The 24,312-nt window shown below is 67.3% G+C and carries 25 protein-coding genes, 1 tRNA gene and 1 riboswitch; of the genes, 17 read left to right on the plus strand and 9 right to left on the minus strand.

Annotated elements, in window-relative coordinates:
* Positions 1 to 188: 188 nt before the first annotated feature.
* Entirely contained in the window at positions 189 to 875 is a 687-nt protein-coding gene (locus AB0M24_RS36495) for an NUDIX domain-containing protein (RefSeq protein WP_363778039.1), read from the minus strand.
* A 96-nt stretch (positions 876 to 971) separates the two neighbouring features.
* Between AB0M24_RS36495 and AB0M24_RS36500 the strand changes: the two genes are divergently transcribed.
* Complete coding sequence (locus AB0M24_RS36500) at positions 972 to 1,919, plus strand: SPFH domain-containing protein (RefSeq protein WP_363778040.1); 948 nt, start codon at positions 972 to 974, stop codon at positions 1,917 to 1,919.
* Positions 1,916 to 2,767 carry a hypothetical protein gene (locus tag AB0M24_RS36505; RefSeq protein WP_363778041.1) on the plus strand — a complete coding sequence of 284 codons (852 nt, stop codon included), beginning with the start codon at positions 1,916 to 1,918 and terminating at the stop codon, positions 2,765 to 2,767. The genes AB0M24_RS36500 and AB0M24_RS36505 overlap by 4 nt, the downstream gene beginning before the upstream one ends.
* On the opposite strand, the gene AB0M24_RS36510 is transcribed toward AB0M24_RS36505, so the two are convergent.
* Entirely contained in the window at positions 2,699 to 3,976 is a 1,278-nt protein-coding gene (locus tag AB0M24_RS36510; RefSeq protein ID WP_363778042.1) for an MFS transporter, read from the minus strand. The two genes, AB0M24_RS36505 and AB0M24_RS36510, sit on opposite strands and share 69 nt — an antisense overlap.
* Before the next feature lie 87 nt (positions 3,977 to 4,063).
* Here AB0M24_RS36510 and AB0M24_RS36515 point away from each other — a divergent pair, with 87 nt between their 5' ends.
* Both AB0M24_RS36515 and AB0M24_RS36520 read left to right on the plus strand, forming a co-directional pair.
* Positions 4,064 to 4,933, plus strand: a complete 870-nt coding sequence (locus tag AB0M24_RS36515; RefSeq protein WP_363778043.1) for an SGNH/GDSL hydrolase family protein — start codon at positions 4,064 to 4,066, stop codon at positions 4,931 to 4,933.
* An 87-nt stretch (positions 4,934 to 5,020) separates the two neighbouring features.
* Positions 5,021 to 5,401 (plus strand): SSI family serine proteinase inhibitor, encoded by a 381-nt coding sequence (locus tag AB0M24_RS36520; protein WP_363778044.1) that lies wholly within the window; start codon positions 5,021 to 5,023, stop codon positions 5,399 to 5,401.
* Positions 5,402 to 5,458: 57 nt separating this feature from the next.
* Here the strand turns inward: AB0M24_RS36520 and AB0M24_RS36525 are convergent, their stop codons facing one another.
* Positions 5,459 to 7,726, minus strand: a complete 2,268-nt coding sequence (locus tag AB0M24_RS36525) for a Tat pathway signal sequence domain protein (RefSeq protein ID WP_363778045.1) — start codon at positions 7,724 to 7,726, stop codon at positions 5,459 to 5,461.
* Between the two features lie 368 nt (positions 7,727 to 8,094).
* On the opposite strand from AB0M24_RS36525, the gene AB0M24_RS36530 reads away from it, so the two are divergent.
* The 3 genes from AB0M24_RS36530 (at position 8,095) to AB0M24_RS36540 (ending at position 9,720) form a co-directional block, all read left to right on the plus strand.
* Positions 8,095 to 8,433, plus strand: a complete 339-nt coding sequence (locus AB0M24_RS36530; RefSeq protein WP_363778046.1) for a hypothetical protein — start codon at positions 8,095 to 8,097, stop codon at positions 8,431 to 8,433.
* Between the two features lie 133 nt (positions 8,434 to 8,566).
* Positions 8,567 to 9,415 carry a hypothetical protein gene (locus AB0M24_RS36535; RefSeq protein ID WP_363778047.1) on the plus strand — a complete coding sequence of 283 codons (849 nt, stop codon included), beginning with the start codon at positions 8,567 to 8,569 and terminating at the stop codon, positions 9,413 to 9,415.
* Positions 9,412 to 9,720: a transcriptional regulator gene (locus AB0M24_RS36540; protein WP_363778048.1), complete on the plus strand. Its 309-nt coding sequence runs from the start codon at positions 9,412 to 9,414 to the stop codon at positions 9,718 to 9,720. The genes AB0M24_RS36535 and AB0M24_RS36540 overlap by 4 nt, the downstream gene beginning before the upstream one ends.
* On the opposite strand, the gene AB0M24_RS36545 is transcribed toward AB0M24_RS36540, so the two are convergent.
* Complete coding sequence (locus tag AB0M24_RS36545) at positions 9,717 to 10,121, minus strand: hypothetical protein (protein ID WP_363778049.1); 405 nt, start codon at positions 10,119 to 10,121, stop codon at positions 9,717 to 9,719. The genes AB0M24_RS36540 and AB0M24_RS36545 overlap by 4 nt on opposite strands.
* A 71-nt stretch (positions 10,122 to 10,192) precedes the next feature.
* On the opposite strand from AB0M24_RS36545, the gene AB0M24_RS36550 reads away from it, so the two are divergent.
* The 4 genes from AB0M24_RS36550 to AB0M24_RS36565 all read left to right on the plus strand — a co-directional run bounded on the left by AB0M24_RS36550 (position 10,193) and on the right by AB0M24_RS36565 (position 13,203).
* Positions 10,193 to 10,843, plus strand: a complete 651-nt coding sequence (locus AB0M24_RS36550; RefSeq protein WP_363778050.1) for a VTT domain-containing protein — start codon at positions 10,193 to 10,195, stop codon at positions 10,841 to 10,843.
* A 180-nt stretch (positions 10,844 to 11,023) separates the two neighbouring features.
* Positions 11,024 to 11,085, plus strand: a tRNA-Ser gene (locus tag AB0M24_RS36555).
* Between the two features lie 118 nt (positions 11,086 to 11,203).
* Positions 11,204 to 12,793, plus strand: coding sequence for a TROVE domain-containing protein (locus tag AB0M24_RS36560; RefSeq protein WP_363778051.1), 1,590 nt, complete (start codon positions 11,204 to 11,206; stop codon positions 12,791 to 12,793).
* 53 nt (positions 12,794 to 12,846) lie between these two features.
* A complete protein-coding gene (locus AB0M24_RS36565) occupies positions 12,847 to 13,203 on the plus strand; it encodes a helix-turn-helix domain-containing protein (protein WP_363778052.1) in 357 nt (118 codons plus the stop codon).
* 28 nt (positions 13,204 to 13,231) lie between these two features.
* On the opposite strand, the gene AB0M24_RS36570 is transcribed toward AB0M24_RS36565, so the two are convergent.
* Complete coding sequence (locus AB0M24_RS36570; RefSeq protein WP_363778053.1) at positions 13,232 to 14,596, minus strand: L-serine ammonia-lyase; 1,365 nt, start codon at positions 14,594 to 14,596, stop codon at positions 13,232 to 13,234.
* 45 nt (positions 14,597 to 14,641) lie between these two features.
* Complete coding sequence (gene gcvH, locus AB0M24_RS36575; protein WP_363778054.1) at positions 14,642 to 15,022, minus strand: glycine cleavage system protein GcvH; 381 nt, start codon at positions 15,020 to 15,022, stop codon at positions 14,642 to 14,644.
* A gap of 63 nt (positions 15,023 to 15,085) precedes the next feature.
* A riboswitch (glycine riboswitch) is annotated at positions 15,086 to 15,178 on the minus strand.
* A 165-nt stretch (positions 15,179 to 15,343) separates the two neighbouring features.
* Here gcvH and AB0M24_RS36580 point away from each other — a divergent pair.
* Both AB0M24_RS36580 and ald read left to right on the plus strand, forming a co-directional pair.
* Positions 15,344 to 17,587, plus strand: coding sequence for an alpha-L-fucosidase (locus AB0M24_RS36580; protein WP_363778055.1), 2,244 nt, complete (start codon positions 15,344 to 15,346; stop codon positions 17,585 to 17,587).
* A gap of 104 nt (positions 17,588 to 17,691) precedes the next feature.
* Positions 17,692 to 18,804 carry an alanine dehydrogenase gene (gene ald, locus AB0M24_RS36585; protein ID WP_363778056.1) on the plus strand — a complete coding sequence of 371 codons (1,113 nt, stop codon included), beginning with the start codon at positions 17,692 to 17,694 and terminating at the stop codon, positions 18,802 to 18,804.
* A gap of 54 nt (positions 18,805 to 18,858) precedes the next feature.
* Here the strand turns inward: ald and AB0M24_RS36590 are convergent, their stop codons facing one another.
* Genes AB0M24_RS36590 through AB0M24_RS36600 form a run of 3 tightly spaced genes read right to left on the minus strand, consistent with a single transcriptional unit; the run spans position 18,859 to position 21,477 of the window.
* Entirely contained in the window at positions 18,859 to 19,338 is a 480-nt protein-coding gene (locus AB0M24_RS36590) for a hypothetical protein (RefSeq protein ID WP_363778057.1), read from the minus strand.
* Positions 19,335 to 20,018 carry a TetR/AcrR family transcriptional regulator gene (locus tag AB0M24_RS36595; RefSeq protein ID WP_363778058.1) on the minus strand — a complete coding sequence of 228 codons (684 nt, stop codon included), beginning with the start codon at positions 20,016 to 20,018 and terminating at the stop codon, positions 19,335 to 19,337. Before AB0M24_RS36595 ends, AB0M24_RS36590 begins: the two co-directional genes overlap by 4 nt.
* A 10-nt stretch (positions 20,019 to 20,028) precedes the next feature.
* Positions 20,029 to 21,477, minus strand: coding sequence for an MFS transporter (locus tag AB0M24_RS36600; RefSeq protein ID WP_363778059.1), 1,449 nt, complete (start codon positions 21,475 to 21,477; stop codon positions 20,029 to 20,031).
* A gap of 354 nt (positions 21,478 to 21,831) precedes the next feature.
* On the opposite strand from AB0M24_RS36600, the gene AB0M24_RS36605 reads away from it, so the two are divergent.
* Genes AB0M24_RS36605 through AB0M24_RS36620 form a run of 4 tightly spaced genes read left to right on the plus strand, consistent with a single transcriptional unit; the run spans position 21,832 to position 24,305 of the window.
* A complete protein-coding gene (locus AB0M24_RS36605; RefSeq protein ID WP_045312139.1) occupies positions 21,832 to 22,014 on the plus strand; it encodes a hypothetical protein in 183 nt (60 codons plus the stop codon).
* On the plus strand, positions 22,014 to 22,454 hold the full coding sequence (locus AB0M24_RS36610; protein WP_363778060.1) for a hypothetical protein: 441 nt from the start codon (positions 22,014 to 22,016) through the stop codon (positions 22,452 to 22,454). Before AB0M24_RS36605 ends, AB0M24_RS36610 begins: the two co-directional genes overlap by 1 nt.
* A gap of 22 nt (positions 22,455 to 22,476) precedes the next feature.
* Positions 22,477 to 23,430 (plus strand): ABC transporter ATP-binding protein, encoded by a 954-nt coding sequence (locus AB0M24_RS36615; RefSeq protein ID WP_363778061.1) that lies wholly within the window; start codon positions 22,477 to 22,479, stop codon positions 23,428 to 23,430.
* Complete coding sequence (locus AB0M24_RS36620) at positions 23,430 to 24,305, plus strand: hypothetical protein (RefSeq protein WP_363778062.1); 876 nt, start codon at positions 23,430 to 23,432, stop codon at positions 24,303 to 24,305. The genes AB0M24_RS36615 and AB0M24_RS36620 overlap by 1 nt, the downstream gene beginning before the upstream one ends.
* The last annotated feature ends 7 nt before the right edge of the window (positions 24,306 to 24,312 follow it).

The raw sequence follows: 24,312 nt of genomic DNA on the forward strand, positions 1-24,312 counted from the left end.
CGGCGCTGGCCCCCAGATCAGATTGGCGGGGTTTGGGGCAGAGCTCCCAAGGGGAAGCACGCAACCGGAACACGCCCTACGCAACCCGACCACCCACAAGGCCGCGACTCGCAACCGGAACTCCGACGACGCAAGGCGACCACCTACGAACTCAAAACCGGAACCCGCCAACCAACCAGGGAGACAACCTACGCAACCGGCGCGCGCACCAACGGCGGATACAACACAGCAGCCGCCCCACGCCGAAACAACGCAGCCGGCCGCCCCCCATCCCGAGCAGTCGTCTCCCCAGTGGCCTCCAACAACCCCTCCACCCCAGTCACCTTCCGATGAAAGTTCCGAGGATCCAAAGAAACCCCCCAAACAATCTCGTAGACCCGCCGCAGCTCAGCCACAGTGAACTCCGAACCACAAAACTCAGTCCCCAACGGCGTGTACTCCAACTTGGCCCGAGCCCGCTCCACCCCATCGCCAAGGATCCGCGCATGGTCAAAAGCCAGCGCCGAAACCTCCTCCACCGGCACCCAAGAAGCCGCAGCAGCGTCAGTCCCAGCAACAGGAACCGGCAAGTCCGGAGCCAACGCCAGATAAGCGACTGACACCACCCTCATCCGAGGATCCCGCCGAGGCTCCCCATACGTCCCAAGCTGCTCCAGATGCAGCCCAGACACCCCAGTCTCCTCGGCCAACTCCCGAACAGCCGCCGCATCCACGGCTTCGGCAACCTGCACAAACCCCCCAGGCAACGCCCACCGCCCCCGAAACGGCGCCTCCCCTCGCCGAACCAACAGCGCACACAGCGCGTCAGACCGCACGGTCAGCACCACGAGATCGACCGTGACCGCGAAGGGAGGGAAATCACTTGGCGTGTACACACCGACGAGTATAGGCTTATCGTCAGATCGACGACAAGCACCACGCCGACCGCCACGCCGAGCACCGCGCCAGGCACCACACGAAGGAGCGACACCATGGCCGACATCAGCAGCTACCCCGGACTCAGGCACCTGCGAGGAGCCCCGACGGTCCACATCAGACACATCCGCAAGGGCAAGGTCGTCCACGAAGGCACGGGCCTGAGCTTCTGGTTCCGCCCGAGAACCGCGGTCCTGAGCGAGGTCCCGGTCGACGACCGCGAGCTCCCGATGCTCTTCCACGCCAGGACCAGCGACTACCAGGACGTCACGGTCCAACTCACCATCACGTACCGCTGCACCAACCCGGAGACCGCCACAGCCAGGATCGACTTCTCGATCGACCCCGACACCGGCACCTGGCGCCAGGACCCGTTGAGCCAGATCGCCAACACGCTGACCGAGAGCACCCAGCAGCACGCGCTCAAGATCCTCGGCACGCTGGACCTCGACACCGCCATCAAGGCCGGCGTCGAACGGGTCAAGACCAACGTCGCGGAGAACCTCAAGGCCGACCACATCGGCATGGAGATCATCGACGTCCGCGTCGTCGCCATCCGCCCGGACGCCGACATGGAGAAGGCCCTCCAGACCACCATCCGCGAGAAGGTCCAGCAGGAGGCGGACAAGGCCACCTACGAACGCCGCGCGATCGCCGTCGAACGTGAGCGCGCGATCAGTGAGAACGAGCTGCAGAACCAGATCGAGCTCGCGAAGCGGGAAGAACTCCTTGTCGTGCAACGAGGAGCGAATGCGCTCAAGCAGGCCGAGGACCACGCAAGAGCCACCAAGATCGCCGATGACACCAAGGCAGAAGGCATCCGCAAGCTCGCGGAGGCCGAAGCCGCCGGCGAGAAGGCGCGCCTGGACGCCTACAAGGAGATCCCCCAAGAGACCCTGTACGCGTTGGCGGCCAAGGAACTCGCGGGCAACCTGCCCGAGATCGGCAGCCTGACGATCACGCCCGACATGATCCAGCCGATCCTGCAGCGGCTGACCCGATGAGCCTCGCCCCGCGAATTGTGCTGGTGCACAGGCGCACCGAGCTGACAGAGTTGCTGGCACGGCATGGCACACGGGGCCAGGTCGAGTTCTTCCTGAAGTCCCGCAACAGAACGCTCACAGAGGTGGTGGACCGTGACGAGCAGACCCGCAGGGCGCTGGGAGAGGTCAGCGCCGCAATCCCGCTGGACTGGCGCCGTGGCGTGGTCGAGAGGGAAGACCTGTCGCGGTTCCTGTTCGCGCCCGAGGACGTAGTCGTCATCGTCGGGCAGGACGGGCTGGTCGCCAACGTCGCCAAGTACCTCGACGGCCAGCCCGTGATCGGCATCAACCCGGAGAAGGGCGTCCTGGCCAAGCACTCGCCCCAGGACACCAAAGAACTCCTGCACAGCACCGGAAACACCGAAGACCGCACCATGGTCGAGGCGAAGTCGGACGACGGCCAGACCCTCTACGCACTCAACGAGATCTACGTCGGCCACCCGAGCCACCAGACCAGCCGGTACCGCATCTGGGACGAACGTCAGGCCTCGTCCGGCATCCTCGTCGGCAGCGGCACCGGCGCGACCGGCTGGTGTTCGAGTGCCCACCGGGAGAGGAACAGCCCGATCCAGCTGCCCGACCCCACCGAGCCCAGGCTCGTCTGGTTCGTGAGAGAGGCGTGGCCGTCGCCGAGCACCGGAGTCCTGCACACCGAAGGCGAGCTCACCGGGCAACCACTGACGATCGACGTGGAGTCCGACGGTCTCGTGGCGTTCGGCGACGGCATCGAGAGCGACGCGCTACGCCTCGGCTGGGGTCAGCGGCTGAGCGTCGGACTCGCCTCCCGCCGGCTCCGCCTGGTGCGCTGAACCGATTGCCAGCAAGCAGATGCCCGACAGCACGGCACCGGCAATCAGATACAGCGCGATCGCCCAGGTTCCGGTGCGCAGCAACGACTGTGCGACCAGAGGCGCCAGCCCGCCACCCAGCACCGCGCCCAGCTGGAAGCTCAGCGCCACCCCGGAGTACCGCACCCGAGTCCGGAACAGCTCGGCGAAGTAGGCCGCGGACGGGCCGAACAACGCCGCCGAACCCACGAACCCGAGCACCATCGCGAACGTGAACCAGCCCGCGTCCGTGAGCCAGAACAACGGGAACGCGAACGCGGCCTGGAAGATCGCGCCACCGAACATCACCGGCAAACGACCCACACGGTCCGACAGCAAGGCGAACAACGGCACCGCGATCACCTGAGCGAACGAGCCGACGACCGTGGCCACCAGCAGGTCGTCCGCGGAGATCTTCAACGCGGTCCGGCCGTAGCCGATCATGAACACGCTCAGCACGTAGATGAAGATCGTGAAGCCCAGGTTCACCCCGGCACCCAGCAGCACGACGCGCCACCGGTCGCGCAGCACCTCGGCGATCGGCAGCCGCGACTTCTCGACGGCGGCGAACCGCGGCGACTCGGTCACCCGCAACCTGATGTAGAGGCCGATCCCGACCAGCACGATCGAGAACAGGAACGGCAACCGCCAGCCCCACGACAAAAACGCGCCACCAGAAGCCTTCGACGACAGGTACATGGCCAGGTTCGCCAGCACGAGGCCGACCGGCGACCCGATGAACACCCAGCTGCCGTACCAGCCCCAACGGCCCGGTGGCGCGTGCTCGACGGCCATCAGCGACGCGCCGCCCTGTTCGCCGCCCATGAAGAAGCCCTGCACCACCCGCAACAGCACCAGCAGCAGCGGCGCGAGGATGCCGACCTGGGCGTAGGTCGGCAGCAGACCGATCGCGGCTGTCGACAGGCCCGTCACGGACAGCGTCACCACGAGCATCGCGCGCCGGCCGATCCGGTCGCCGAGGTGCCCGATCACCGCGCCGCCGAGCGGCCGCGCGAAGAAGCCCGCGCCGAACGTCGCGAACGCCAGCAGCACGCCCACGCGCGAGTCGAACTGCGGGAAGAAGATCTTGTCGAACACGAGTGCCGAGGCTGTGCCGTAGAGCAGGAAGTCGTACAGCTCGATCGTGTTACCGACCGCGGATGCCAAAGCTACTTTGCGTACCCCCGTCATCGTTCCAGCCTGGTCGAGGGATTGACACTGCGCAATGGCCCGGTCACCCTTCGTCCTACGTTCCTACTCTTCAGTAACGAGGTAGCAATGACGCGCCGAGTGACTGTTGTTTCCCTGCTCACCGCCCTGATCGCGGCTCTTTTCGTCCCCTCCGCCACGGCCGCGCCGAAGTATCGGAACTACGTCTCACTAGGTGACTCGTTCGTCTCCGGACCGTTCATCCCGCTGCAGCGCCTCGATCCACTCAGCTGCTTCAAATCCACGCAGAACTACCCGTCCGTCGTCGCCCGCAGGCTCGGGATCGCCAACTTCACCGACATCTCCTGCGGCGGCGCCCAGACCAAGGACATGGCCGGCGTCCAATCCGGAATTCCAGGCCAGTCCGTGCCGCAGCTGTCCGCCCTCAAAGCCGACACGGACCTCGTCACGCTGTCCATCGGCGGCAACGACATCGGCTTCATGGACATCATCCTGACGTGCGCCGGGAAGAGCCTCGGCGACCCGCACGGCGCACCCTGCAAGGCCAACTACGGCGACGAGCTCGCCGGGCGCGTCGACGCCACCGCCGCCAAGGTGGCCGAGGTGCTCAAGGGCATCAAGCAGCGCTCCCCGAAGGCCAGGGTCGTCGTGGTCGGCTACCTGCGGATCCTGCCGCCGTCCGGTGGGTGCTGGCCGATCGTGCCCATCTCGAGGGGCGACGTGCCGTATCTCGACAACGTGCAGAAGCTGCTCAACGGAATGCTGGGCGCCCAGGCGAAAGCCGCCGGTGCCACTTTCGTGAACCCCTACGACATCAGTCTCGGTCGCGACACGTGCGCGGCGCCGTGGGACAAGTGGGTCGAGGGCATCATTCCGACGAGCCTCGCGTTCCCGGTTCACCCGAATGCCAAGGGCATGGCAGCGGTGGGTAAGCAGGTTGCCGCCGCAATCGCCGGGACGGAGCTGACCGGCGTTTAGTTGCACACCGTTCTGGCGGTTTACACGATCTGGTGTTACCGCTGAGTTGGTTGGAGATTCGGGTCTTTGCCGCGCCACAGTGATGGCATGGCAAAGACCCGACTCTTGTTTGCCTGCCTCGCGCTCGCCGCACCGCTCGTCCCCACGGCCGCACAGGCAGCGCCACTCCCCGCATCCGGCCTGGTGCTGTCGATGCAGCCGGAGATGGGCACACTCAGCACCACACAGCTCAGCTGCGAACCCGCAGGCGGGCTGCACCGCAACGCCAAGCAGGCGTGCGACCAGCTCCTGCCCGTCGAAGGTGACTTCCGCAAGCTGGAGGACACCGGCGCGATGTGCACGATGGAGCTCAACCCCACCAAGGCGACGTTGCGCGGCAAGTGGCGCAACAAGAAGGTCGATTTCCAGCAGGTGTACTCGAACCCGTGCGTGGTGCGCGCGTTCACCGGCAAGGTCTTCGACTTCTGAGGCCGCGTCACCGGTGTTCCAACGCACCGCCGTCGCGCTGGAACACCGGTGGCGTTTCTATCCGGGCAAACCCCAGGACGGCACCGGAGCACCGATCACCGGGCCGACCTTCAGGTCAGGCCTGTCGCCGTTGCGGTGAATGACAGCTTCCTCACCGCGGCGCAGCTCGATCCGCAGATCTCCGTTGGGCAGCACCGAAAAACGCTTCGGGCGGCCGCGCAGATCCCGCACGACCGGATCCTTGATGTCCGTGCGCACCACGCACGGCGCCCCGGCCTCGCTGCGCAGCTTGATCCAGCGCGTCGCGCCCTTCTGCCGTGACGCCGACAGCAGGAACGCGCCCTGCGTCCGGAAGTTGTCGAGCGAGATCTCCGGCCACGGCACCGCGGGAAACACCCGGATCACGCCACCCCAGCTCTGGCACAGCATGTCGTACATCGACTGCACCGCGCTCAAGGGCGTTTCGATCACCGGACCGGACTCCTGGTACATCGTGTTCGGCTTGATGTACCGGCGCATCAGCTCGCCGAGGTAGAAGTCCGCCTTGTCCCCGCGCAACATCTGAGCGGAGATAGACGCCGCACCCGTGAACGTGTAGCCCTGCAACGCGCCCTCGAAGCTGATCCAGTGGTTCAGCGACGTCTCGATGACCTGGCGTTGCGCCGGGTCCTCCCAGGTGATCTCGTACAGCGGGTAGACCTGCAGCAGGTGCGAGTAGTGCCGGTGCGACTTCGCGAACGGCACCCCCGCGCCGATCATGTACCCGTTCTTGTCCACCGGGTACGGCGTGAGGTTCGCGAGCGTGTCCTGCCACTTCGGGATCAGCGGATCGTTGATGCGCAAGGACTGTGCGGACTCGATCAACGTCTTGCATCCCCACCGGATCAGCGCGAGGTCGTAGTTCGTGTCCGGTGAGTTGACGCCGTACTCGGGCGAGAAGGTGATCGGCAGGTGCCACTTGCCGTCCGCGCCCTTGGTCAGGAAGTGGAAGTAGTAGTTGATCGCCCTGCGCAGCAACGGGAACAGCACGTTCCGCAGCACCCGGTCGTCCATCGTGTGCCGGTAGGTGAGCCAGACGTTGTGCATCGTCCAGGTCAGGTTGCCGACCTCGGGCGTCGGCACGTCCTTGCCGGGAATGCCGACGCCGTAACCAGAATTGCCGATTCCCGCGCCGTTGTTGAGCACCGTGTCAGTGGTGCGCGGGATGCCGGCTGAGTCATGACGGTACTCAGCCGGCACCTGCTCGACGAGCACGTCCCGATACCTGTCGATCGAGTACGTGACAGCGTCGAAGTCGACGTGGTTGGAGCCGTGGATCAGCCAGTACTCCAGCTGCACGTTGAGGTTCCACCACGTGTTGGGCCACGGCGTGTTCTCCAGCCACGGCCCGCAGGTCGCGATCGCGGGCGCCTCTTTCCGTGCCGCGGACGCGAACTTGTAGAGCTGGATCCAGTAGAACGCCTGCAGCTTCTTGTCCGGAATGGACAGGAAGCTCTTGCGGTAGAAGTCGTGCCACCACAACCGGTGCTCGACCGCGAGCCCCTCGATCGAGCCGCACCGGACGTTCGCGACCGCTTTGCGCACAGCGGTTTTCACCGGGTGCGACCACGCCACGCTGGTGAACAACGTGCGCCGCGTGCCACGGGTGCTCTCACGCCACGCCGTGACGTGCTCACCACCGGCGTTGAGTGGCTGCACGGCCAGCTGCACGTCACCGGAGCTGGTGAGCTGCACGGGAGGGTTGTCGGTGAAGCCCGCGGGCGCCGGGCGGTTCCACTTCGGGTCGACCCGCGGGCTGATCGCCTTGAGCGGGTGGAAGACCCACTTGAACGCGCGCTCGCCCTCGCTGGCCTGGACGTCGATGGCGTAGAGGTCGCGCTTGGTGTGGATGAAAGCGCGAATCCTGAGACTTCCGGCCGCCGTGGTGATCGTGCCGGCCAGCTCGGCGTTCCACAGGTCCATGCGCAGGTCGACGCCCGTGATCGCGCCGACGGGTTCGAGCGTGAAGTAGCCGATGGGCAGCCGGGCGAGGCCGAACAACGCCCCGAACTCCGGCCGGTGGTCCTGCACCTGGGAGTGCTGGACGTTGAATCTGATGGCGTTCGCACCGGGTTCGGCGTAGATGCCGGAACCCAGATAGCCGTTGCCGAGGAACGGGCCCTCGTACCAGGTCGTCGGCATCTTCTTCCAGATGAGATCCGATGACCCGATGAAGTCTCGCCAGTTGAAGTCGTCGCCGGCCGATGCGATGTCCGGGAGCAGCGCACTGCCCGCTACCCCGGCCAACGCGCCTCCGATCAGCGTGCGCCGGTTCAGTTCGACCACGTTTGGGCACCTCACTTCAGTGTGCGGTCAGGTCCACGCGGGCGGCGATTCATCGGATCTTTCGTGACCGGCCTGCCTGAGTCAAGAGGCGTGTCCAGGCTTCGATCATGGGGATTTCCTCGTCTGCACGATCGGTTTCCCGATCACCTTCCTGTTGCTGGTCATGGGCACGGCGCCGGCCGCGCGCCGGATCCTGGGGCTGCGCATCGGACTGAGCCGCACCCCTGACGCGTTCGCAGTGTCGCCGAGGTCCCAAGCGTCGTTGCGGACTCAGGTGCGCGGTACTCGCGGATCACCGTGATCGCGTTCCGGCACGGGCCCGGGCCCTACCTGCGCGGGCGTGAGCGGTCGTCGAAGAGCTCAGTCTGTTGCAGGACAAGGTTCCTCCGGCGAAGTGGGACGACGTCCGCGCGGTGCTCGACGCCGAGATCAGGCTCAACATCGTCGTGGAGTCGCGGTCGTTCGCCGCCGAACAGACCTCCGAACGGCTCACCCCCGAGTCGGTGCAGCGGACGCTGACCGAGGAGCTGCAGGCCGTACTGCCGATGCTGCGACGGCTGCCGCGCCGGATCGACCGGATCACCGGCGCGATGGAGCAGAGCCGGCTGAGCATGTCGATGAGGTTGTTCGCGGACGAGCGCGACCGCTCGTTCCTCACCGGTCTGCTGCACCAGGTGATGCTCACGGCGTTGGGCTGTACCAGGTGATCGCTACAACCTGCTGATCATCAGCGTGCTGCTGGGCCTGCGGGTCGTCGTGACGGTGTTCCGCCCGTGGGCTTGACGAGTTTGGTTTGTAATGCAAACCTGATTGCATCAGAGTGCAATTGGGGGTTGTGCCATGACTGAGGATCCGAAGAGCCTGCTGACCGAGCTCGGCGACATGCGCAAGCGCGCCCGCGCCGACCGGCACGGCTACTGGCTGCCGTTCCTGCTGTTCGGGCTGATCACGCTGGTGTCGACGCCGTTCTACGCGCGCAGGATGTGCGTGCCGCCCGGCGTGGACCCTGAGATGGTGGAGCCGATGCCGTGCGTGTGGAGCACGTCCGACATGCCGTGGCTCTACCACTGGCTGCACCCGATCGGGCCGGTGATGACCAGCCCGGTGTTCATGCCGCCATCGCCGAACTTCGCCGTGGACGTCTACTGGATCGCCGCGTTGCTGGTCGGCCTTCTCGCGGTCGTGTGGTGGTACCGGTGGCGCGCGGCGCAGGTCGGCGTGGAGACGCCGACCAGGATCTACGCCCAGGTCACGATCTTTCTGTTGGCGCTGCAGCTGGTCGGGATGCCCGTTCTGACCAAGCTGTTCTTCGGTCGCGCGGGCTGGCAGATCGCGCTGCCGGTCACGGTCGCGGTCATCGTGGCGGCGACGTGGTGGAGGCGCAGCGTCGGCTTCACCCTCGCGGTGCTCGCGCTGTTCTTCCTGGTGCACGCCGTCGCGCTCTACCCGTACGGGCCGCTGATCGTGGTCGCCGCGGGCCTGGCCGGGCTCGCCTACCTGGAGCGCAGCACGGTGTGCACGGTCACCGTCGCGATCTTCGCGGCTACCGTCCTGTTCGTGAACGAGGCGGGACGGTTCGAGATCTACTGGCCGCTGGGCGTGGAGCAGTACGCGAGCACGGCGCTGCCCGCGTTCGTGTTGCTCGTCGGCGGGATCATCGGGTTCGTGCGGCGAGAGTCGGCCCGATGAGCGAGAACCCCACGGCGGGGCTGGACGACACAGTCCACCAGCGACACCGGCTCGGGGTGCTGACCATCGCCGCTGAAGCGAAACGGGTCGAGTTCTCCTACCTGAAGTCGGCGCTGGAACTGACGGCGGGCAACCTGTCGCGGCACATCACCGTGCTGGAGCAGGCCGGTCTCGTCGAGGTGGAGAAGGGCTACGAGGGCAAGCGACCCAAGACGTGGCTGCACATCACCGAGGCGGGCCGCGCTGCCCTGGCCGCGGAGATGGCCGCGTTGCGAGCACTGCTCGAACGCCACAACAACATCTAGAACTGCCTGCGGTAGACGGAGACGTCGTCGCGCCACACCCCGAACACGTCGGGTGCGGACTGGACGATCGTCATCTCGTTGAGGTTGCCGAGGATCCGCCACGCCCGCGCAACCGCTTGCGCACCCGCGTAGGCGATCGTGCAGAACCGGCGCGGCTCGACCACGGTGCGAACCCGGTCGACCGCGCCGACGCTCATCGGCGTGTCCTGCCACAGGTCCAATGTGTACCCGGTGCGGATGGGATCACCCGACCCCAGCACGCCTTCGATGCTGACGACGAGCCTGTCCCCGTCCAGACGGAGGTCGTAGTGGCCGCTTCTGGGCGGGGTGCCGCCGGTGTACGCGGAGCGCGCCGGATCGAGGACCCAATGGCCCAGAAACGGCACGAGGTCGTCACTCATGTGTGTCTCCTTCGCGGAACCTGCGCCACTGGCGGATTGTCCGGCGCATCGAGGTGGGCGACCATCACCCGATGAGTTATGAGACGGGCGTTCGGTGGAAGTGGATACCGTTCGTCGTGCTCGCGTTCGTGCTGCTGAGCTGGCTCGTGTTCGAGGCACTCGACCTCATCGACTTCGAGGGAGTCGTGACGTGGGTGCGCGGCATCGACCCGGTGTGGGCGGCGGTGGCGATCTTCGCCCTGCTCGTCGTGGACGTGCTGCTGCCCGTGCCGTCCACTCCGCTCATCGTGCTGGCGGGGACGGCACTCGGTCTGCCAGCGGGGCTGGCGCTCGCAATCATCGGATCCCTGGGTTCCTCTGCCGCAGGATACGCGCTCGGGCGCTATGCCGGTCCGTGGTTGGTGCGTCGCGTTGTAACCATCGAGGAACTAACCGAAATGCGGCGCTGGGGCCGTCAGTTCGGGCCCTGGTTCTTCGGGGTGGCGCGTGGCATTCCGATGATGGCCGAAACCGTGTCCGTGTCCGCCGGAGTGTCCCGCGTGTCGTTCCGGGAGTTCATGCTCTACACCCTCATCGGCACCGTTCCCATTTGTGCCGCCTACGTGTTCGCGGGGTCGAAGGCCGACACCGTCGAGCAGATCGTGATGATCAGCGCGGTCGGGTTCCTGCTGACCGTCGGGCTCTTCTACCTGCTGCGGCGACTCGTGAAGACGGCGCCGTAGCAAAAATCGCTGGCGCGCCGTGGTTGTATGTAAATGCGCCCGGTGCGCAGCAGAGGGTTACTTCCGGTATCTCAGGTTCGACTCCTGAGGTCGGCCTCGGCCGATCTCGCTCACCTCGGTGAGCACGTCACCTTCTGCGACTTGATCTCGGGAGCACACAACTTCACACGTGTCCGGTGCGAAGCAGAGGGTTACTTCCGCTGAAAACGGGGTGGTCGCAGGTTCGAATCCTGCCGGCTTCAAACCAGCCGTAGCTCAGTGGCCAGAGCGCCTAAATGTCACCTTCCGCGAATTTGATCTCGGACACGTGTGGGGTTTGTGGGCTCCCTTTTCTTTTGTCTTTCGAGGGGGGAAGAGCCGATGGCGAAGTTCAACATCTTCCGCGCACGTCCGGCGGGCACCAGCCCGGTCGCCACGGCGCCGCGGCCGGCCGTCCGCACCTACGAGGGCGGCGACGGCTACGTCCGCAACACGAAGTCCGAGCTGTTCCTGCTCGCCGTGTCGAACATGGGCGGCGAGCACACCTTCTACGAGTCCGGTGGTCAGCGCGACGCCCGGTTCGCCCAGCTCGTCCGCGCCGCAGCCCTGTCGGATCCCGAGTGGACCGCGCGGCTGCTGAAGTGGCTGCGCGGCGAGGCGAACATGCGCACGGCGTCGCTGGTGGGCGCGGCCGAGTTCGTGCTCGCGCGCCTGCTCTCCGGATCGGACGCGGGCGTCACCAACCGAGCCGTCGTCGACTCCGTGCTGCAGCGCGCCGACGAGCCGGGCGAGCTCCTCGCGTACTGGACTTCGACGAACGGCCGGCGCGTGCCGAAGCCGATCAAGCGCGGCATCGCCGACGCGGTTCGCCGGCTCTACGACGAGCGCGCGATCCTCAAGTGGGACAGCGACGCGCGTGGCTTCCGCATGGCCGACGTGCTCAACCTCGCGCACCCCTCGCCTGGTGCTTCCTGGCAGGGCTCGCTGTTCCAGTACGTGCTGGACCGGCGCCGTGACGCCGACGTGGCGGTTCCGGCGGAGCTGCGCGTGATCGCGGCACGGCGTGAGCTGATGGCGTGGCCGGTCGAGGAGCGGCGTGCGCTGTTCGGACGTCCAGACGCGGCGGACGTGCTCCGGCGTGCGGGGATGACGTGGGAGGCCGTGGCGGGATGGCTGCAGGGTCCGCTCACCCGTGAGGTGTGGGAGGCGCTCGCGCCGTCGATGGGCTACATGGCTCTGTTGCGCAACCTCAGGAACTTCGACGAGGCAGGCATGTCCGACGAGGTGGCGGCGACCGTCGCGGCACGACTGGCCGACCCCGGTCAGGTCGCGCGCTCGCGGCAGTTCCCGTTCCGCTTCCTGTCGGCGTACGAGGCGGCACCGAGCCTGCGCTGGGGCCACGCCCTGGACCAGGCGCTGCAGGCGTCGCTCTCGAACCTGCCCGCGCTGCCGGGCCGGTCGCTGATCCTCGTCGACACCTCGGGGTCGATGACCGGCGGCCGGATCTCCCAGCACTCGAAGGTCACCCCGGCGAAGGCCGCGGCGGTGTTCGGCGTGGCGCTCGGAGTGAAGGGCGAGCGGGTCGACGTGCGCGGCTTCGCGGACGGCGTGTTCACGCACGTGCTGCCGCGGGGCGGGTCGGTCGTCCGCGAGGTCGACCGGTTCCTGCAGCGGATCGGCGAGGTCGGCTACGGCACGGACATCGCCGGGTCGCTCGCCCGCACCTACGACGGACACGACCGGGTGTTCATCATCTCGGACATGCAGACGGTCGCGGGCCACGACGGGAAGGGCATCTCGGACCTCGTGCCGCGGCACGTGCCGATCTACGGCTTCAACCTGGGCGGATACGCGCAGGCGGCGTACGCGACCGGTGGGGCCAACAGGCACGAGTTCGGTGGCCTGACCGACGCGACGTTCCGGATGGTTCCGCTGCTCGAGGCGGGCCGGAACGCGGACTGGCCGTTCTGAGCTTAGGGGGCGCTTACTTTTCGTAAGCGCCCCCACCAGCTATCATCGGCTCCATGGAGTACAACGTGTTCGCGAAGGCGTGCCCGTCACGTCCGACGCTGGAGCACGTCACCGGCAAGTGGGGCAGCCTGACGATGAGCGCTCTCCTCAACGGGCCGCTGAGGTTCAACGAGCTGCGCCGCCGGGTCGACGGCGTCAGCGAGAAGATGCTGTCCCAGACGCTGCACGCGCTGGAGCGCGACGGCCTGGTCATCCGCGACGCGCAGCCGACGAACCCGCCGCGCGTCGACTACAGCCTCACGCCGCTCGGCGGTGAGACCGCCGAGCGGCTGCTCGCGCTGATCCACCTGCTGGAGGCGCGCATGCCGGACGTGCTGGCGGCGCAACAGGAGTACGACGCCCGCACGTGAACTGTGCGGGCGCCTTCCGGCCCTGAGATCAGCACTCGATGACGTTCACGGCGAGGCCGCCGCGCGCCGTCTCCTTGTACTTCACCGACATGTCCTTGCCGGTGTCGCGCATGGTCTTGATGACCTTGTCGAGCGACACGAAGTGCGAACCGTCGCCGCGCAACGCCATGCGCACCGCGGTGATGGCCTTGATCGACGCGACGGCGTTGCGTTCGATGCACGGGATCTGCACCAGCCCGCCGATCGGGTCGCACGTGAGGCCGAGGTTGTGCTCCATCGCGATCTCGGCCGCGTTCTCGACCTGTTCCGGTGTGCCGCCGAGGACCTCGGCCAAGCCACCGGCCGCCATCGAGCACGCCGAGCCGACCTCGCCCTGGCACCCGACCTCGGCACCGGAGATCGACGCGTTCTCCTTGAACAGCACGCCGATCGCGCCCGCCGTGAGCAGGAACCTGACCACGCCGTCGTCCGAAGCGCCCGGCACGAACTTCGTGTAGTAGTGCAGCACCGCCGGGACGATGCCCGCCGCGCCGTTGGTCGGTGCCGTGACGACACGGCCGCCTGCCGCGTTCTCCTCGTTGACCGCCAACGCGAAGAGCGTCACCCAGTCCATGACCCGCAGCGGGTCGGTGACGAAGTGCTCGCCCTCCAGGCGCTTGCGCATCTCGGCGGCGCGGCGGCGGACCTTGAGGCCGCCGGGCAGGACGCCGTGCTCGGTGCAGCCGCGCTCGACGCACTCCTGCATCACGTGCCAGATGTGCAGAAGTCCTTGGCGCACCTCGTCTTCAGTCCGCCACGACAGCTCGTTGGCCATCATGATCTCGCTGATCGACAGGCCCGTTTCCCGGCAGCGCGCGAGAAGCTCGTCGCCGGTGAGGAACGGGTGCGGCAACGGGGTGGTGTCCGGCTTGATCCGGTCGGTGCCCGACGCGTTCTCGTCGACGACGAACCCGCCGCCGATCGAGTAGTAGACGGCGTACTCGACCGACTCGTCACCCTGGTACGCCTCGAAGCTCATCCCGTTGGGGTGCAACGGAAGCGACTTGCGGCGGTGCATGACGAGGTCGCGGTCGTGCACGAAGTCGATCTCGTGCGCGCCGCCGAGCTTCAGGCGTCCGGAGGTGACGATCTCCTCGACGCGGGTCGCCGCGGTCGTGGGGTCGACTTCCTCGGGGAGGTTGCCTTCGAGACCGAGGAACACGGCCTTCGGACTGCCGTGGCCGTGCCCGGTCGCGCCGAGCGAGCCGAACAGCTCGACGTGCACGCGGTCCACTTCGGACGCTCGTGCCCCGAGCTTCTCGACGAACATCGCGGCAGCGCGCATCGGGCCGACCGTGTGGGAGCTGGACGGTCCGATGCCGACGGAGAAGAGGTCGAAAACGCTGATCGCCACTGATCAGTCCTTCGTGGTGGGGGCGGTGCTCAATTTCTTGGCAGGTCAGTCTTTGGTGAGCTCGGCGTACTTGGCCGCCGTGAGCAGGTTCTCCGCCGACTCGACCCGGACCTTGAACAGCCAGCCGGCGCCGTACGGGTCGGTGTTGATGACGGCCGGGTCGTCGACGACCGCACCGTTGACCTCGATCACCTCACCCGTCACCGGGGAGAACAGGTCGCTGACGGACTTGGTGGACTCGAGCTCGCCGCAGACGGCGTTCGAGACGACCTTGGCGCCGACCTCGGGAAGCTGCACGAAGACGATGTCGCCGAGGGCGTCCGCGGCGTACTCGGTGATTCCGCAGGTCAGCGGGTCCTGGGTACCCGGCGTCCAGTCGACCCACTCGTGCTCGACGGTGTAGAGCAGGTTCTCGGGGAACTCCACGGCGACTCCTCTGGCTGATGACGGGTCAGGACAACCAACGCCCCCTCCGCCGTGCAGAGTTGCCTATCCCGAGCGGTCTTGCTGCCTGAGAGTGTGCGGGAGCTTGCCCCTTCGGCGCCCCGACTGCTTCGTCGAGGTCTCTCCCACTCGGGTTTCGGTGCTTCTTGGTTCGACCAAAAGCGCACCACGGCCGATGTTCAGTTTTGAGTCCTTCGAGACCAGGCGAACGCTATGTGCGTCCACCGCCAAGTGTCAACGCGACAAGGTTGACATCGGGGAGAGCGCTGCCATGGTGAGGAGAGGCAGACATCGGAGGTCTCAATGAGGAAGCCGTTCATCGTCGCCTTGCTCACCACCCTCGTCCTGGTTCCCGTGCCCGCTGTTTCGGCAGCTCCGGCACCGTCTCCGATCAGCGTTCCTCTTACCCAATACTTCGACAACGACGGCATCGACACCGCTACCGACCGGACCGGCAACTTCGACGGTTCCGGTTACGCGTTCCCGGCGGAGGCGCTGCCGTCCGGCCAGGTCACAGCAGATGGCGTGCCGTACCTGTTCCCGGGAAATTCACAGGCCAAGAACAACAACGCGGTCGCTCTGGGGCAGCGGATCGACCTGCCGCGCGGCCGCTACCTGACCTTGCACTTCCTCGTGGCGTCCTCGTACGGGGCCGCTGGTGGGACCGTCACCGTGCACTACGCGGACGGGTCCACGACATCGGGCTCGGTCAGCGGGCCCGACTGGTATTCGGGCAGTGGTCCGATCTCCGCGCCGTTCCGGTACTCGCCCGGCGGACGTGACGAGCACCCCGTGTCGATCGGGACCTCCCAGGTCTGGGCGGATCCCCAGAAGGAGGCGATCGGCGTCACGCTGCCGGTCACGAGCCCGGCGGTCGAGGGCAAGTCCTCGCTGCACGTGTTCGCGCTGTCGGTGCAGCCGGTGGGCAAGGGCACGGTGTTCGCGGTTCGCGGCGCCCGCAGCACGACCAAGCTGCCGCGCGTGGGTGGCCAGACGATCGAGGCCACCGTGGTGAACCTCGGTGACCAGTGGCTCTCCAACGTCTCGGTGCGCGCCGAGGGGCTGGGCGTGGTGACGCTGCAGCCGGCGACCGTGAAGCGGCTCGCGCCCGGTGAGGAAGCTCGGGTGCGGATCGGCATCCACGCGTACCGGACCGGCACGTTCGACGGTCGCGTGGTGGCTTCGTCGGGACGGGTCACGGCCTCGCAGAACGCCCGGTTCACCCTGGGTGTGGCCGACTACCAGGCGACCGACGCGTCGTTGGGCGCGCACGAGTCGCCGTACTGGTTCGACGACGCCAAGTTCGGGATCTTCATCCACTGGGGGCTCTACTCGGTGCCCGCCTGGTCGCCGCCCGGTGAGCAGTACGCGGAGTGGTACTGGCAGTGGATGCAGGACCCTGCGAACGCCGTGAACCCGTACCACGCGGCGACGTTCGGGAAGGACTTCTCGTACGACCAGTTCATCCAGCAGTTCACCACGTCGAAGTTCAAGCCGGAGGAGTGGGTGCGGCTGTTCGAGGAGGCCGGCGCGAAGTACTACGTGCTGACCTCCAAGCACCACGAGGGCTTCGCGTTGTGGGACTCCAAGGTGTCCGGTCGCGACTCCGTCGACCTCGGGCCTCGCCGTGACCTCGTGAAGGAGCTGTTCGACGCGTCGCGGAAGTACACGCCGGGCTTGAAGAACGGGCTCTACTTCTCGATGCCCGAGTGGTTCAACCCGGACAACCCGTGGAGTGGTCACGCGCCGCGGAACCCGTACACCGGCGCTCCCGAGCCCTACACCGGTTACCAGGCCGGGCGGGACTTCGTTCGCGACTACCAGGCGCCGCAGATGACCGAGCTCGTCGACGGGTACGACCCCGACGTAATCTGGTGCGACATCGGCGGTGCGAACGACTCGCGCCGGGTCATGGCGGACTACTTCAACAAGGCCAAGAACCGGGCTGTGCCGAAGGACGTGACGGTCGACGACAGGTGCGGCATCCCGACCCACGACTACACGACGCCGGAGTACGCGACGTACCCGAACACCGTCGTGAAGAAGTGGGAGGCCTCGCGCGGCCTGGACCCGCGGTCGTACGGGTGGAACCGGGCGACGCCGGACTCGATGTACATGACCGCGGACGAGGTGATCGACACGCTGGTCGACACGACGTCCAAGAACGGCAACTTCCTGCTGGACATCGGGCCCCGCGCGGACGGCTCGATCCCCGAGATCATGCAGCAGCGGCTGCGCGAGACGGGTGCGTGGCTGCGGGTCAACGGCGAGTCGATCTACGGCACGACGTACTGGTCGCGGATGGCCCAGCAGGGTTCGCTGCGGTTCACGGTGAAGCCGAACGAGGCGTTCTACATCACCTCGTTGGTCCAGCCGGGGTCACAGCTGGTGGTCGACGCCCCGGTGCCTCTTCGCGACGGCGACAAGATCACCTTGCTGGGGTATGACAGGCCCCTGAAATGGACCCGATCGGGTGGAAAACTCGTGGTAGACGTGCCGCCCGGCGTTGGCCGGCACGCATGGGTCTTCAAGGTGGCTTTGTCCTAACAGAACAACCGACTAGTGACCGGATAGTGCGATCCGCACGGTGACATGACCTTCCGGCTGCCCCACATTGTGAGACAGAGGCCAGCCCGAACGGAGGAGTCATCGTGCGGATCGCAGTTCCCCGCGAGATCAAGAACCACGAGTACCGCGTCGCTCTCACCCCTGCCGGTGCGCACGAACTGACCAGCCGCGGCCACGACGTCTTCGTCGAGCAGGGCGCCGGCCTGGGTTCCGCCATCACCGACGAGGAGTACCTCGCCGCGGGCGCCAAGATCCTCGCTTCCGCCGACGACGTGTGGGCCGAGGGCGACCTGGTTCTCAAGGTCAAGGAGCCGATCGCGTCGGAGTACCCGCGTCTCCGCGCCGGCCAGACCCTCTTCACGTACCTGCACCTCGCCGCCGACAAGCCGCTGACCGAGGCCCTGCTGGCCTCCGGCACCACGGCCATCGCCTACGAGACCGTGCAGCTCCCGAACCGCTCGCTGCCGCTGCTCGCCCCGATGTCCGAGGTCGCGGGCCGCCTGGCCCCGCAGGTCGGCGCGTTCTCCCTGATGAAGCCCTCCGGCGGCCGCGGCGTGCTGCCCGGCGGCGTCCCCGGCGTCGCCCCGGCCCGCGTGGTCGTGATCGGCGGCGGCGTGGCAGGCGTCAACGCCGCGACCATCGCCGTCGGCATGGGTGCGGACGTGCAGATCCTCGACACCAACGTCGACCGCCTGCGCCAGATCGACGCCCAGTTCCAGGGCCGTCTGCGCACGCTGGCGTCCAACTCCTTTGCGATCGAGCAGGCCGTCCGCGAGGCCGACCTGGTCATCGGCGCCGTGCTCGTCCCCGGTGCCGCCGCCCCGAAGCTCGTCTCGAACGCGCTGGTCGCCGACATGAAGCCGGGCTCCGTGCTCGTCGACATCGCGATCGACCAGGGCGGCTGCTTCGAGGACTCGCGCCCCACCACGCACGCCGAGCCGACCTACGAGGTTCACAACTCGGTCTTCTACTGCGTGGCGAACATGCCGGGCGCCGTCCCGCGCACCTCGACCTACGCGCTGACCAACGTGACGCTGCCCTACGCGGTCGCGCTGGCCGACAAGGGCTGGACGCAGGCGCTCAAGGACGACCGTTCGCTCGCCCTGGGCCTCAACGCCCACGCAGGCCAGCTGACCAACGGCCCGGTGGCCGAGGCGACCGGCCTCGTGCACACGCCGCTGGAGACCGTGATCTAAGACCAACTGAATGAATGAGGCCCCCGCACGCGTGAATCGCTGCGGGGGTTTCGCCTATCTGGGCGCGAGGTAGCGCTCGCACCGCTCGGCGAACGTGAGATCGCTCGGGGCGAGCCGAGTTCGTGCGATGAACTCGTGCGGGTCGTACATGCCCGCCCGCAGGACGAAGCCGCGGTTGTCGTCGAAGTAGGAGCCGCCGCCCAGATCTGCGGCCGCCAGCGCGACCGCGATGCAGAGCACCGTGCTCACGTTCGTGGTGGCGCGGTAGTGGCGACTGCTGACGACCACGAACGTCGTCTCGGCCTCTCCGTCGAGCAGGTCGACGGTCCGCACCTCCGCGCCGTCACCCGTGGGCAGCAGGACGGTGAAGTCGATGTCCATGCCCATCGTCTCGATGGCCACCGTCGGAGCGTTGCTCTCCAGCTCCGGGATCTCGTCCGTCGCCAGCAGTTCGCCCATCACCTCACGAGTGTGCGGGAGCAGTGCGGAAACCTCGAACGGGCGCCGGATCGATCCGTCGACGGACCAGCTCATGACCGCAGGGCCGTCACGCGCGCCTTGATGCCGTCGATCACGCAGTCCAGGCCGAACTCGAACTGCCCCTCCAGCGACCAGATCTCCTGCTCGTCGAGCATCTTGACGTAGTTCGGGTGCTCGTCCCGGTACATGTCGGCGATCTTCGCCAGGTCCGGTGGCGGCGAGTCCATCCCTCCGCGAGCGACGAAGTTCGCCTCGGCGAGCGCGTACCCCGTCACGAAGCTCGACACCGTGGAGATCGACTGCGCCGCCACGGCCATGGACAGGCCTGCCCGCAGCATGGGTTCGAACATCGAGTCGGCCATCGCCACCGCGTTGGGGCCGATCGAGTTGAACTCGCCGATGCCGCGCACCCACCACGGGTGCTTGAGCGCGAGATGACGCAACGAGTGCATCATCCCGCGCAACGCCGTCTCCCAGTCCTCACCGGGGTCGGGGAGCACGAACTCGCCGTAGATCTCGTCCAGGCAGAGCTCGATCAGCGCGTCCTTGGTGGGCACGTGCCAGTACAGCGACATGGGAGCCGCGCCCAGTGCGGCGGCGAGCTTGCGCATGGACAGCTTCTGCAGGCCGTCCGCGTCCAGCATCTCCACCGCCTTGCGGACGATCGCCTCCCGGCTCAGGCCGAGAGGCTGCCCGCTGCTGGGCCTGGGTTTGCTGAACCACACGCTGTCCACACCGGCGATCCTAGGCACGCCTGAGCAACACGCTGGCCACAACACCTCCCAGGAACACGGCGATCGCGCCGATCACGAGGCTCACGCCCATGCCCGACGAGAACGCGTCGCGCACCACGGTGATGTCCGCGCCGCTGTGCAGGGCCTCGCTCAGCGACCGACCAGGCACGCCTTCAGGCAACGCGGCCACGAACCGCGCCGACAGCAGCGCACCCAGCACCGCGATGCCGAACGACGAACCGAGCTCGGACAGCGTCGACGACAGGCCGGAGGCGATGCCCGCGCGTTCCGGTGGGATCGACCCCATCAGCGCGTTGACCGCGACCGGTTGTGCCACACCGACTCCGACGCCGATCAGGATCAGCCCGGCCAGCGTCGGCGGGTAGGTGTTGCCGATCGACAGCAGCACCACGCCGCCCGCGACGATCGTCATGCCGAGCAGCATCGCCTTGCTGGCGCCCAGTTTCAGCACGAGCTGCCCCAACGTGTTGCTGGTGACGAGCAACGCGATCGCCATCGGCGCGACCCTCACCCCCGCCTCCAACGGGCTGTAGCCGAGCACGCCCTGAAGGTGTTGCGTCAGCAGGAAGAGCGAGCCCGCCATGCCGAACGCCGCCAGCACACCCGACGCCACCGCGCCGGTGAAACGACGGTCCTTGAAGAAGCCGAGGTCCAGCATCGGATCCGCGGTGTGCCGTTCCCACAACGCGAACGCCGTCATGGTGACCACGCCGAGCGCCACCGGCACGCCGAACTCGAGCGACGCGAAACCGTTCTCCGGCACCGAGATCACCGCGTACACCAGCGACACCATGCCGATGATCGACAGGATCGAGCCGATCACGTCCGGCTTGCGCACGGTCGGGTCCTTGGACTCCGGCACCAGCGCCGCGACGGCCGCGATCGCGAGGATCGCCACCGGCACGTTGATCAGGAACACCGAGCCCCACCAGAAGTTCTTGATGAGCGCGCCACCGATCACCGGCCCGGCCGCGAAACCGAGGCTCGTCACCGCCGCCCAGATGCCGATGGCCTTCGGACGTTCCTTCTCGTCGAACAACTGCATCAGCACGGCGAGCGTGCCCGACATCAGCATCGCCGCGCCGACGCCCATGAAGCCCCGTGCCGCGATCAACGCCTCGGACGAGCCCGCGTAGGCCGCCACGGCACTTCCCGCGCCGAAGAGCAGCAGGCCGGCCAGCAACGCCTTCTTGCGCCCGAACCGGTCGCTCAAGCTTCCGGTCGTGAGCAGCAGACCCGCCAGCGCGAGCGAGTAGGCGTTGATCATCCACTGGATGTCGGCGGTGCTGGCGCCCAAGCCGGTGGAGATCGACGGGATCGCCACGTTCAGCACGGTGTTGTCCAGCACCACGACCATCACGGACAGGCAGAGCACGCCGAGCACGGCCCAGCGCTGCGGGTGCGGCCGCACCCCGACCCTCTCGGTCGTCGAAGTCATCTCGTCCCCCTTACGGTGTACGAGCAACTTACAGCGTACGAGACCGTAGGGCGCAAGAGGATTTCGCCGAGAGAGGAGAGGTGCCCGACGAGGGGCGAAGGGGGAAATTAAAGGGCGGCCGCGCTCAACCAGCCTGGGGGTCACTGGGAGCGGGGCCGCCGTCACCAAATATAGCGGGCCCGAGGCACGCGCGCCCAGCACCCCCGCCGAAACGCGCCCAGAAAGTTTCCCCGACTGGACCACTGCCCGTGTTCGGCCCGTCCAGCAAACGAGTGAATCTCCCCTCCCGCGGTGCGGCGAGCAGGGCCAACGGCCGATGAACACGGAGTCGGGCGTCCCTCGAAGGGAGATTCCATGGCTGAACCACAGGGATGGATCCACTGCCACGACCCGTTCGGTCGGGACAGATCGATGACCGTTCTGGTCGAGAACGACCGGGTTCTCCTGGTCACGCCACCGGGCGAGACCGCTGTGATGTCCGCCACTCAGACGCGGCGGCTGGGCTCTTTGCTCGATCAGGCCACGGCGAAGATGTGATGGACGAGGCCCTGCGAGACGCGGTGCTGCAGAGGCTGGCACTGCTGGACAAAGTGGCCGAGCACGGTGAGGCCGAGGCGCTGGTTCCGCTGGCCCGCGCGGAGATCCACCGCCTGGCGGACGGCTGGCGCCTGCTGCTGACGGTGCACCAGCCGGACGAGGACGGCCGGTGCAAGGCGTGTCCTGGCTGGTTGCGGCGACGGCGATGGCCCTGCCAGGTCTGGAACATGGCGCACCAGCACCTGATCGGCGAGGGTCTGCCGCATCGCGAGCGCCGCAGGCCGTTGCGCAACCCTTTCACCCGATCGGGCACGATCGAGATTCCCGAGGAGACACCGGTCGAGCTGACCGCCGAACTGCCGCCGATCTTGAGCGACGTGCCGCCGCAGGTACATCGCGCGCCGGTGGTGACACGTCCCAAGCACGCCTTGCCGGACTGACAATTCAGGCAGGATGGGCCGCATGCATGACGGCAGCGGCCTCATCGCGGTCCAGAACCTGACCAAGCAGTTCGGTTCTGTCACGGCCGTGCAGAACCTGAGCTTCACCGTGTCCCCCGGCAGTGTCACGGGCTTCCTCGGCCCGAACGGTGCGGGGAAGACGACGACCCTGCGCATGTTGCTGGGTCTGGTGACGCCCACGAGCGGCACGGCGACGATCAACGGACGGCAGTTCCACCAGCTCGGCCAGCCCGGGCGCGTGGTGGGCGCGGTGCTGGAGGCGCAGGGGTTCCACCCGCGCCGCACCGCGCGCAACCACCTGCGCGTCTACGCGGCGGCTATCGGCGTGCCGGACGCGCAGGCCGACCAGGTGCTGAGCCTGGTCGGCCTGTCCACCGCAGCCGACCGCGCGGTCGGCGGGTTCTCGCTGGGCATGAAGCAGCGGCTGGCGGTGGCCACGGCGCTGCTCGGCGATCCGCAGGTGCTGGTGCTCGACGAACCCGCGAACGGCCTGGATCCCGAGGGCATCGCGTGGCTGCGCACGTTCCTGCAGTCGTACGCGCGCATGGGTCGCACCGTGCTGATCTCCAGCCACCTGCTGGCCGAGGTCGAGCAGACGGTCGACCAGGTCGTGATCATCTCGCGCGGGCAGACCATGTACTACGGGCCGTTGGAACACCTTCGCCAGAAACAACAACGCCGCGTTCTCGTGCAGCCGTCGGACGTCGGTGCGCTCGCGACGGCGTTGCGCGACAGCGGTGTCCACGCGATCGAGCAGCTGATGGACGGACGGCTCGCGGTGTCCGGAGTGGACACCAAGCACGTCGCGGACGTCGCGTTGCGCGCGGGCGTGTCGGTGTACGGCATCCAGGAGGAGCAGGTCGACCTGGAACAGATCTTCTTCCAGCTCACCAACGGTCAGTTCGCCGGCCACGCACCGGCTCCGTATCAGCAGCAGCAGGGTGGTTGGGCCTGATGGGCAACCTCGTACAGGCGGAGCTCCGCAAGACGACGACGACCGGCCTGTGGTGGGGTCTGCTGATCCCGACGGTGCTGCTGGCGTTGGGCGGTGGCCTGCTGAGCGGGCTGATCGGCCGCGCGTTCGTCGACTTCACCTCGAGCGCGGACGCGGAACAGCTCTCGGAGGTCCTCGGCGTGACGCCGGACCAGTGGAAGTTCTCGCTGTTCGGCATCGCGCGGTCGATCAACCTCACCACGATGTTCCCGATGATCTTCGGCGCGCTGGCGTTCTCCGGTGAGATCGGCAGGCGGACGATCACGACGACGTTCCTGACCGCGCCCACGCGGGTGCACACGATGCTGGCCAAGCTCCTGGTCTACGCGATGTGGGGCGCGATCTACGGGCTCGCGATCATGGGCTTCACCGCGCTCGGCGTGGTGCTGACCAGCCACCCGAGCCAGCTGCCCGACTCGGGCAACTGGGCGATGCTCACGCTGGTCTGCGTGATCTCGTCGATCCTGATGACGATGCTCGGCGTCGGGCTCGGCGGGCTGATCACGAACGTCGCGGGCGTGACCGTGCTGCTGGTCATGTACTTCCTGGTGGTCGAGAACCTGCTGCAGTTCTTCCTGCGGCTCGCGCAGGCACCGGAGGCGATCATCGGGTTCCTGCCGAACGGGGCGGTGAACGGGATGACCGGGTCCGTCGTGGCCGATCTCTTCCTGGACAAGGCCGGTGTCGTCCCGGAGGAGGCCGTCGAGTTCCTGCGGATCCTCGCGGGCGCGGGCGGCGCGCAGGCGTGGTGGCTGTCGGCGCTGATCTTCTTCGGCTGGGTGGCGCTGGCGTTCGGTGGCAGCTGGGCAGTGATGACCCGGAAAGACATCACCTGACCTGCGA

It is taken from the genome of Lentzea sp. NPDC051838, assembly GCF_040681245.1.
In the GTDB taxonomy this organism is placed as follows: Bacteria; Actinomycetota; Actinomycetes; order Mycobacteriales; family Pseudonocardiaceae; genus Lentzea.

Excerpts from the sequence above, each read along its gene's own strand:
- AB0M24_RS36500 (WP_363778040.1), top strand. The coding sequence starts at position 972 with ATGGCCGACATCAGCAGCTACCCCGGACTCAGGCACCTGCGAGGAGCC.
- AB0M24_RS36505 (WP_363778041.1), top strand. The coding sequence starts at position 1,916 with ATGAGCCTCGCCCCGCGAATTGTGCTGGTGCACAGGCGCACCGAGCTG.
- AB0M24_RS36510 (WP_363778042.1), bottom strand. The coding sequence starts at position 3,976 with ATGACGGGGGTACGCAAAGTAGCTTTGGCATCCGCGGTCGGTAACACG.
- AB0M24_RS36515 (WP_363778043.1), top strand. The coding sequence starts at position 4,064 with ATGACGCGCCGAGTGACTGTTGTTTCCCTGCTCACCGCCCTGATCGCG.
- AB0M24_RS36520 (WP_363778044.1), top strand. The coding sequence starts at position 5,021 with ATGGCAAAGACCCGACTCTTGTTTGCCTGCCTCGCGCTCGCCGCACCG.
- AB0M24_RS36535 (WP_363778047.1), top strand. The coding sequence starts at position 8,567 with ATGACTGAGGATCCGAAGAGCCTGCTGACCGAGCTCGGCGACATGCGC.
- AB0M24_RS36540 (WP_363778048.1), top strand. The coding sequence starts at position 9,412 with ATGAGCGAGAACCCCACGGCGGGGCTGGACGACACAGTCCACCAGCGA.
- AB0M24_RS36545 (WP_363778049.1), bottom strand. The coding sequence starts at position 10,121 with ATGAGTGACGACCTCGTGCCGTTTCTGGGCCATTGGGTCCTCGATCCG.
- AB0M24_RS36550 (WP_363778050.1), top strand. The coding sequence starts at position 10,193 with ATGAGTTATGAGACGGGCGTTCGGTGGAAGTGGATACCGTTCGTCGTG.
- AB0M24_RS36560 (WP_363778051.1), top strand. The coding sequence starts at position 11,204 with ATGGCGAAGTTCAACATCTTCCGCGCACGTCCGGCGGGCACCAGCCCG.
- AB0M24_RS36565 (WP_363778052.1), top strand. The coding sequence starts at position 12,847 with ATGGAGTACAACGTGTTCGCGAAGGCGTGCCCGTCACGTCCGACGCTG.
- AB0M24_RS36580 (WP_363778055.1), top strand. The coding sequence starts at position 15,344 with ATGAGGAAGCCGTTCATCGTCGCCTTGCTCACCACCCTCGTCCTGGTT.
- AB0M24_RS36590 (WP_363778057.1), bottom strand. The coding sequence starts at position 19,338 with ATGAGCTGGTCCGTCGACGGATCGATCCGGCGCCCGTTCGAGGTTTCC.
- AB0M24_RS36600 (WP_363778059.1), bottom strand. The coding sequence starts at position 21,477 with ATGACTTCGACGACCGAGAGGGTCGGGGTGCGGCCGCACCCGCAGCGC.
- AB0M24_RS36605 (WP_045312139.1), top strand. The coding sequence starts at position 21,832 with ATGGCTGAACCACAGGGATGGATCCACTGCCACGACCCGTTCGGTCGG.
- AB0M24_RS36610 (WP_363778060.1), top strand. The coding sequence starts at position 22,014 with ATGGACGAGGCCCTGCGAGACGCGGTGCTGCAGAGGCTGGCACTGCTG.
- AB0M24_RS36615 (WP_363778061.1), top strand. The coding sequence starts at position 22,477 with ATGCATGACGGCAGCGGCCTCATCGCGGTCCAGAACCTGACCAAGCAG.
- AB0M24_RS36620 (WP_363778062.1), top strand. The coding sequence starts at position 23,430 with ATGGGCAACCTCGTACAGGCGGAGCTCCGCAAGACGACGACGACCGGC.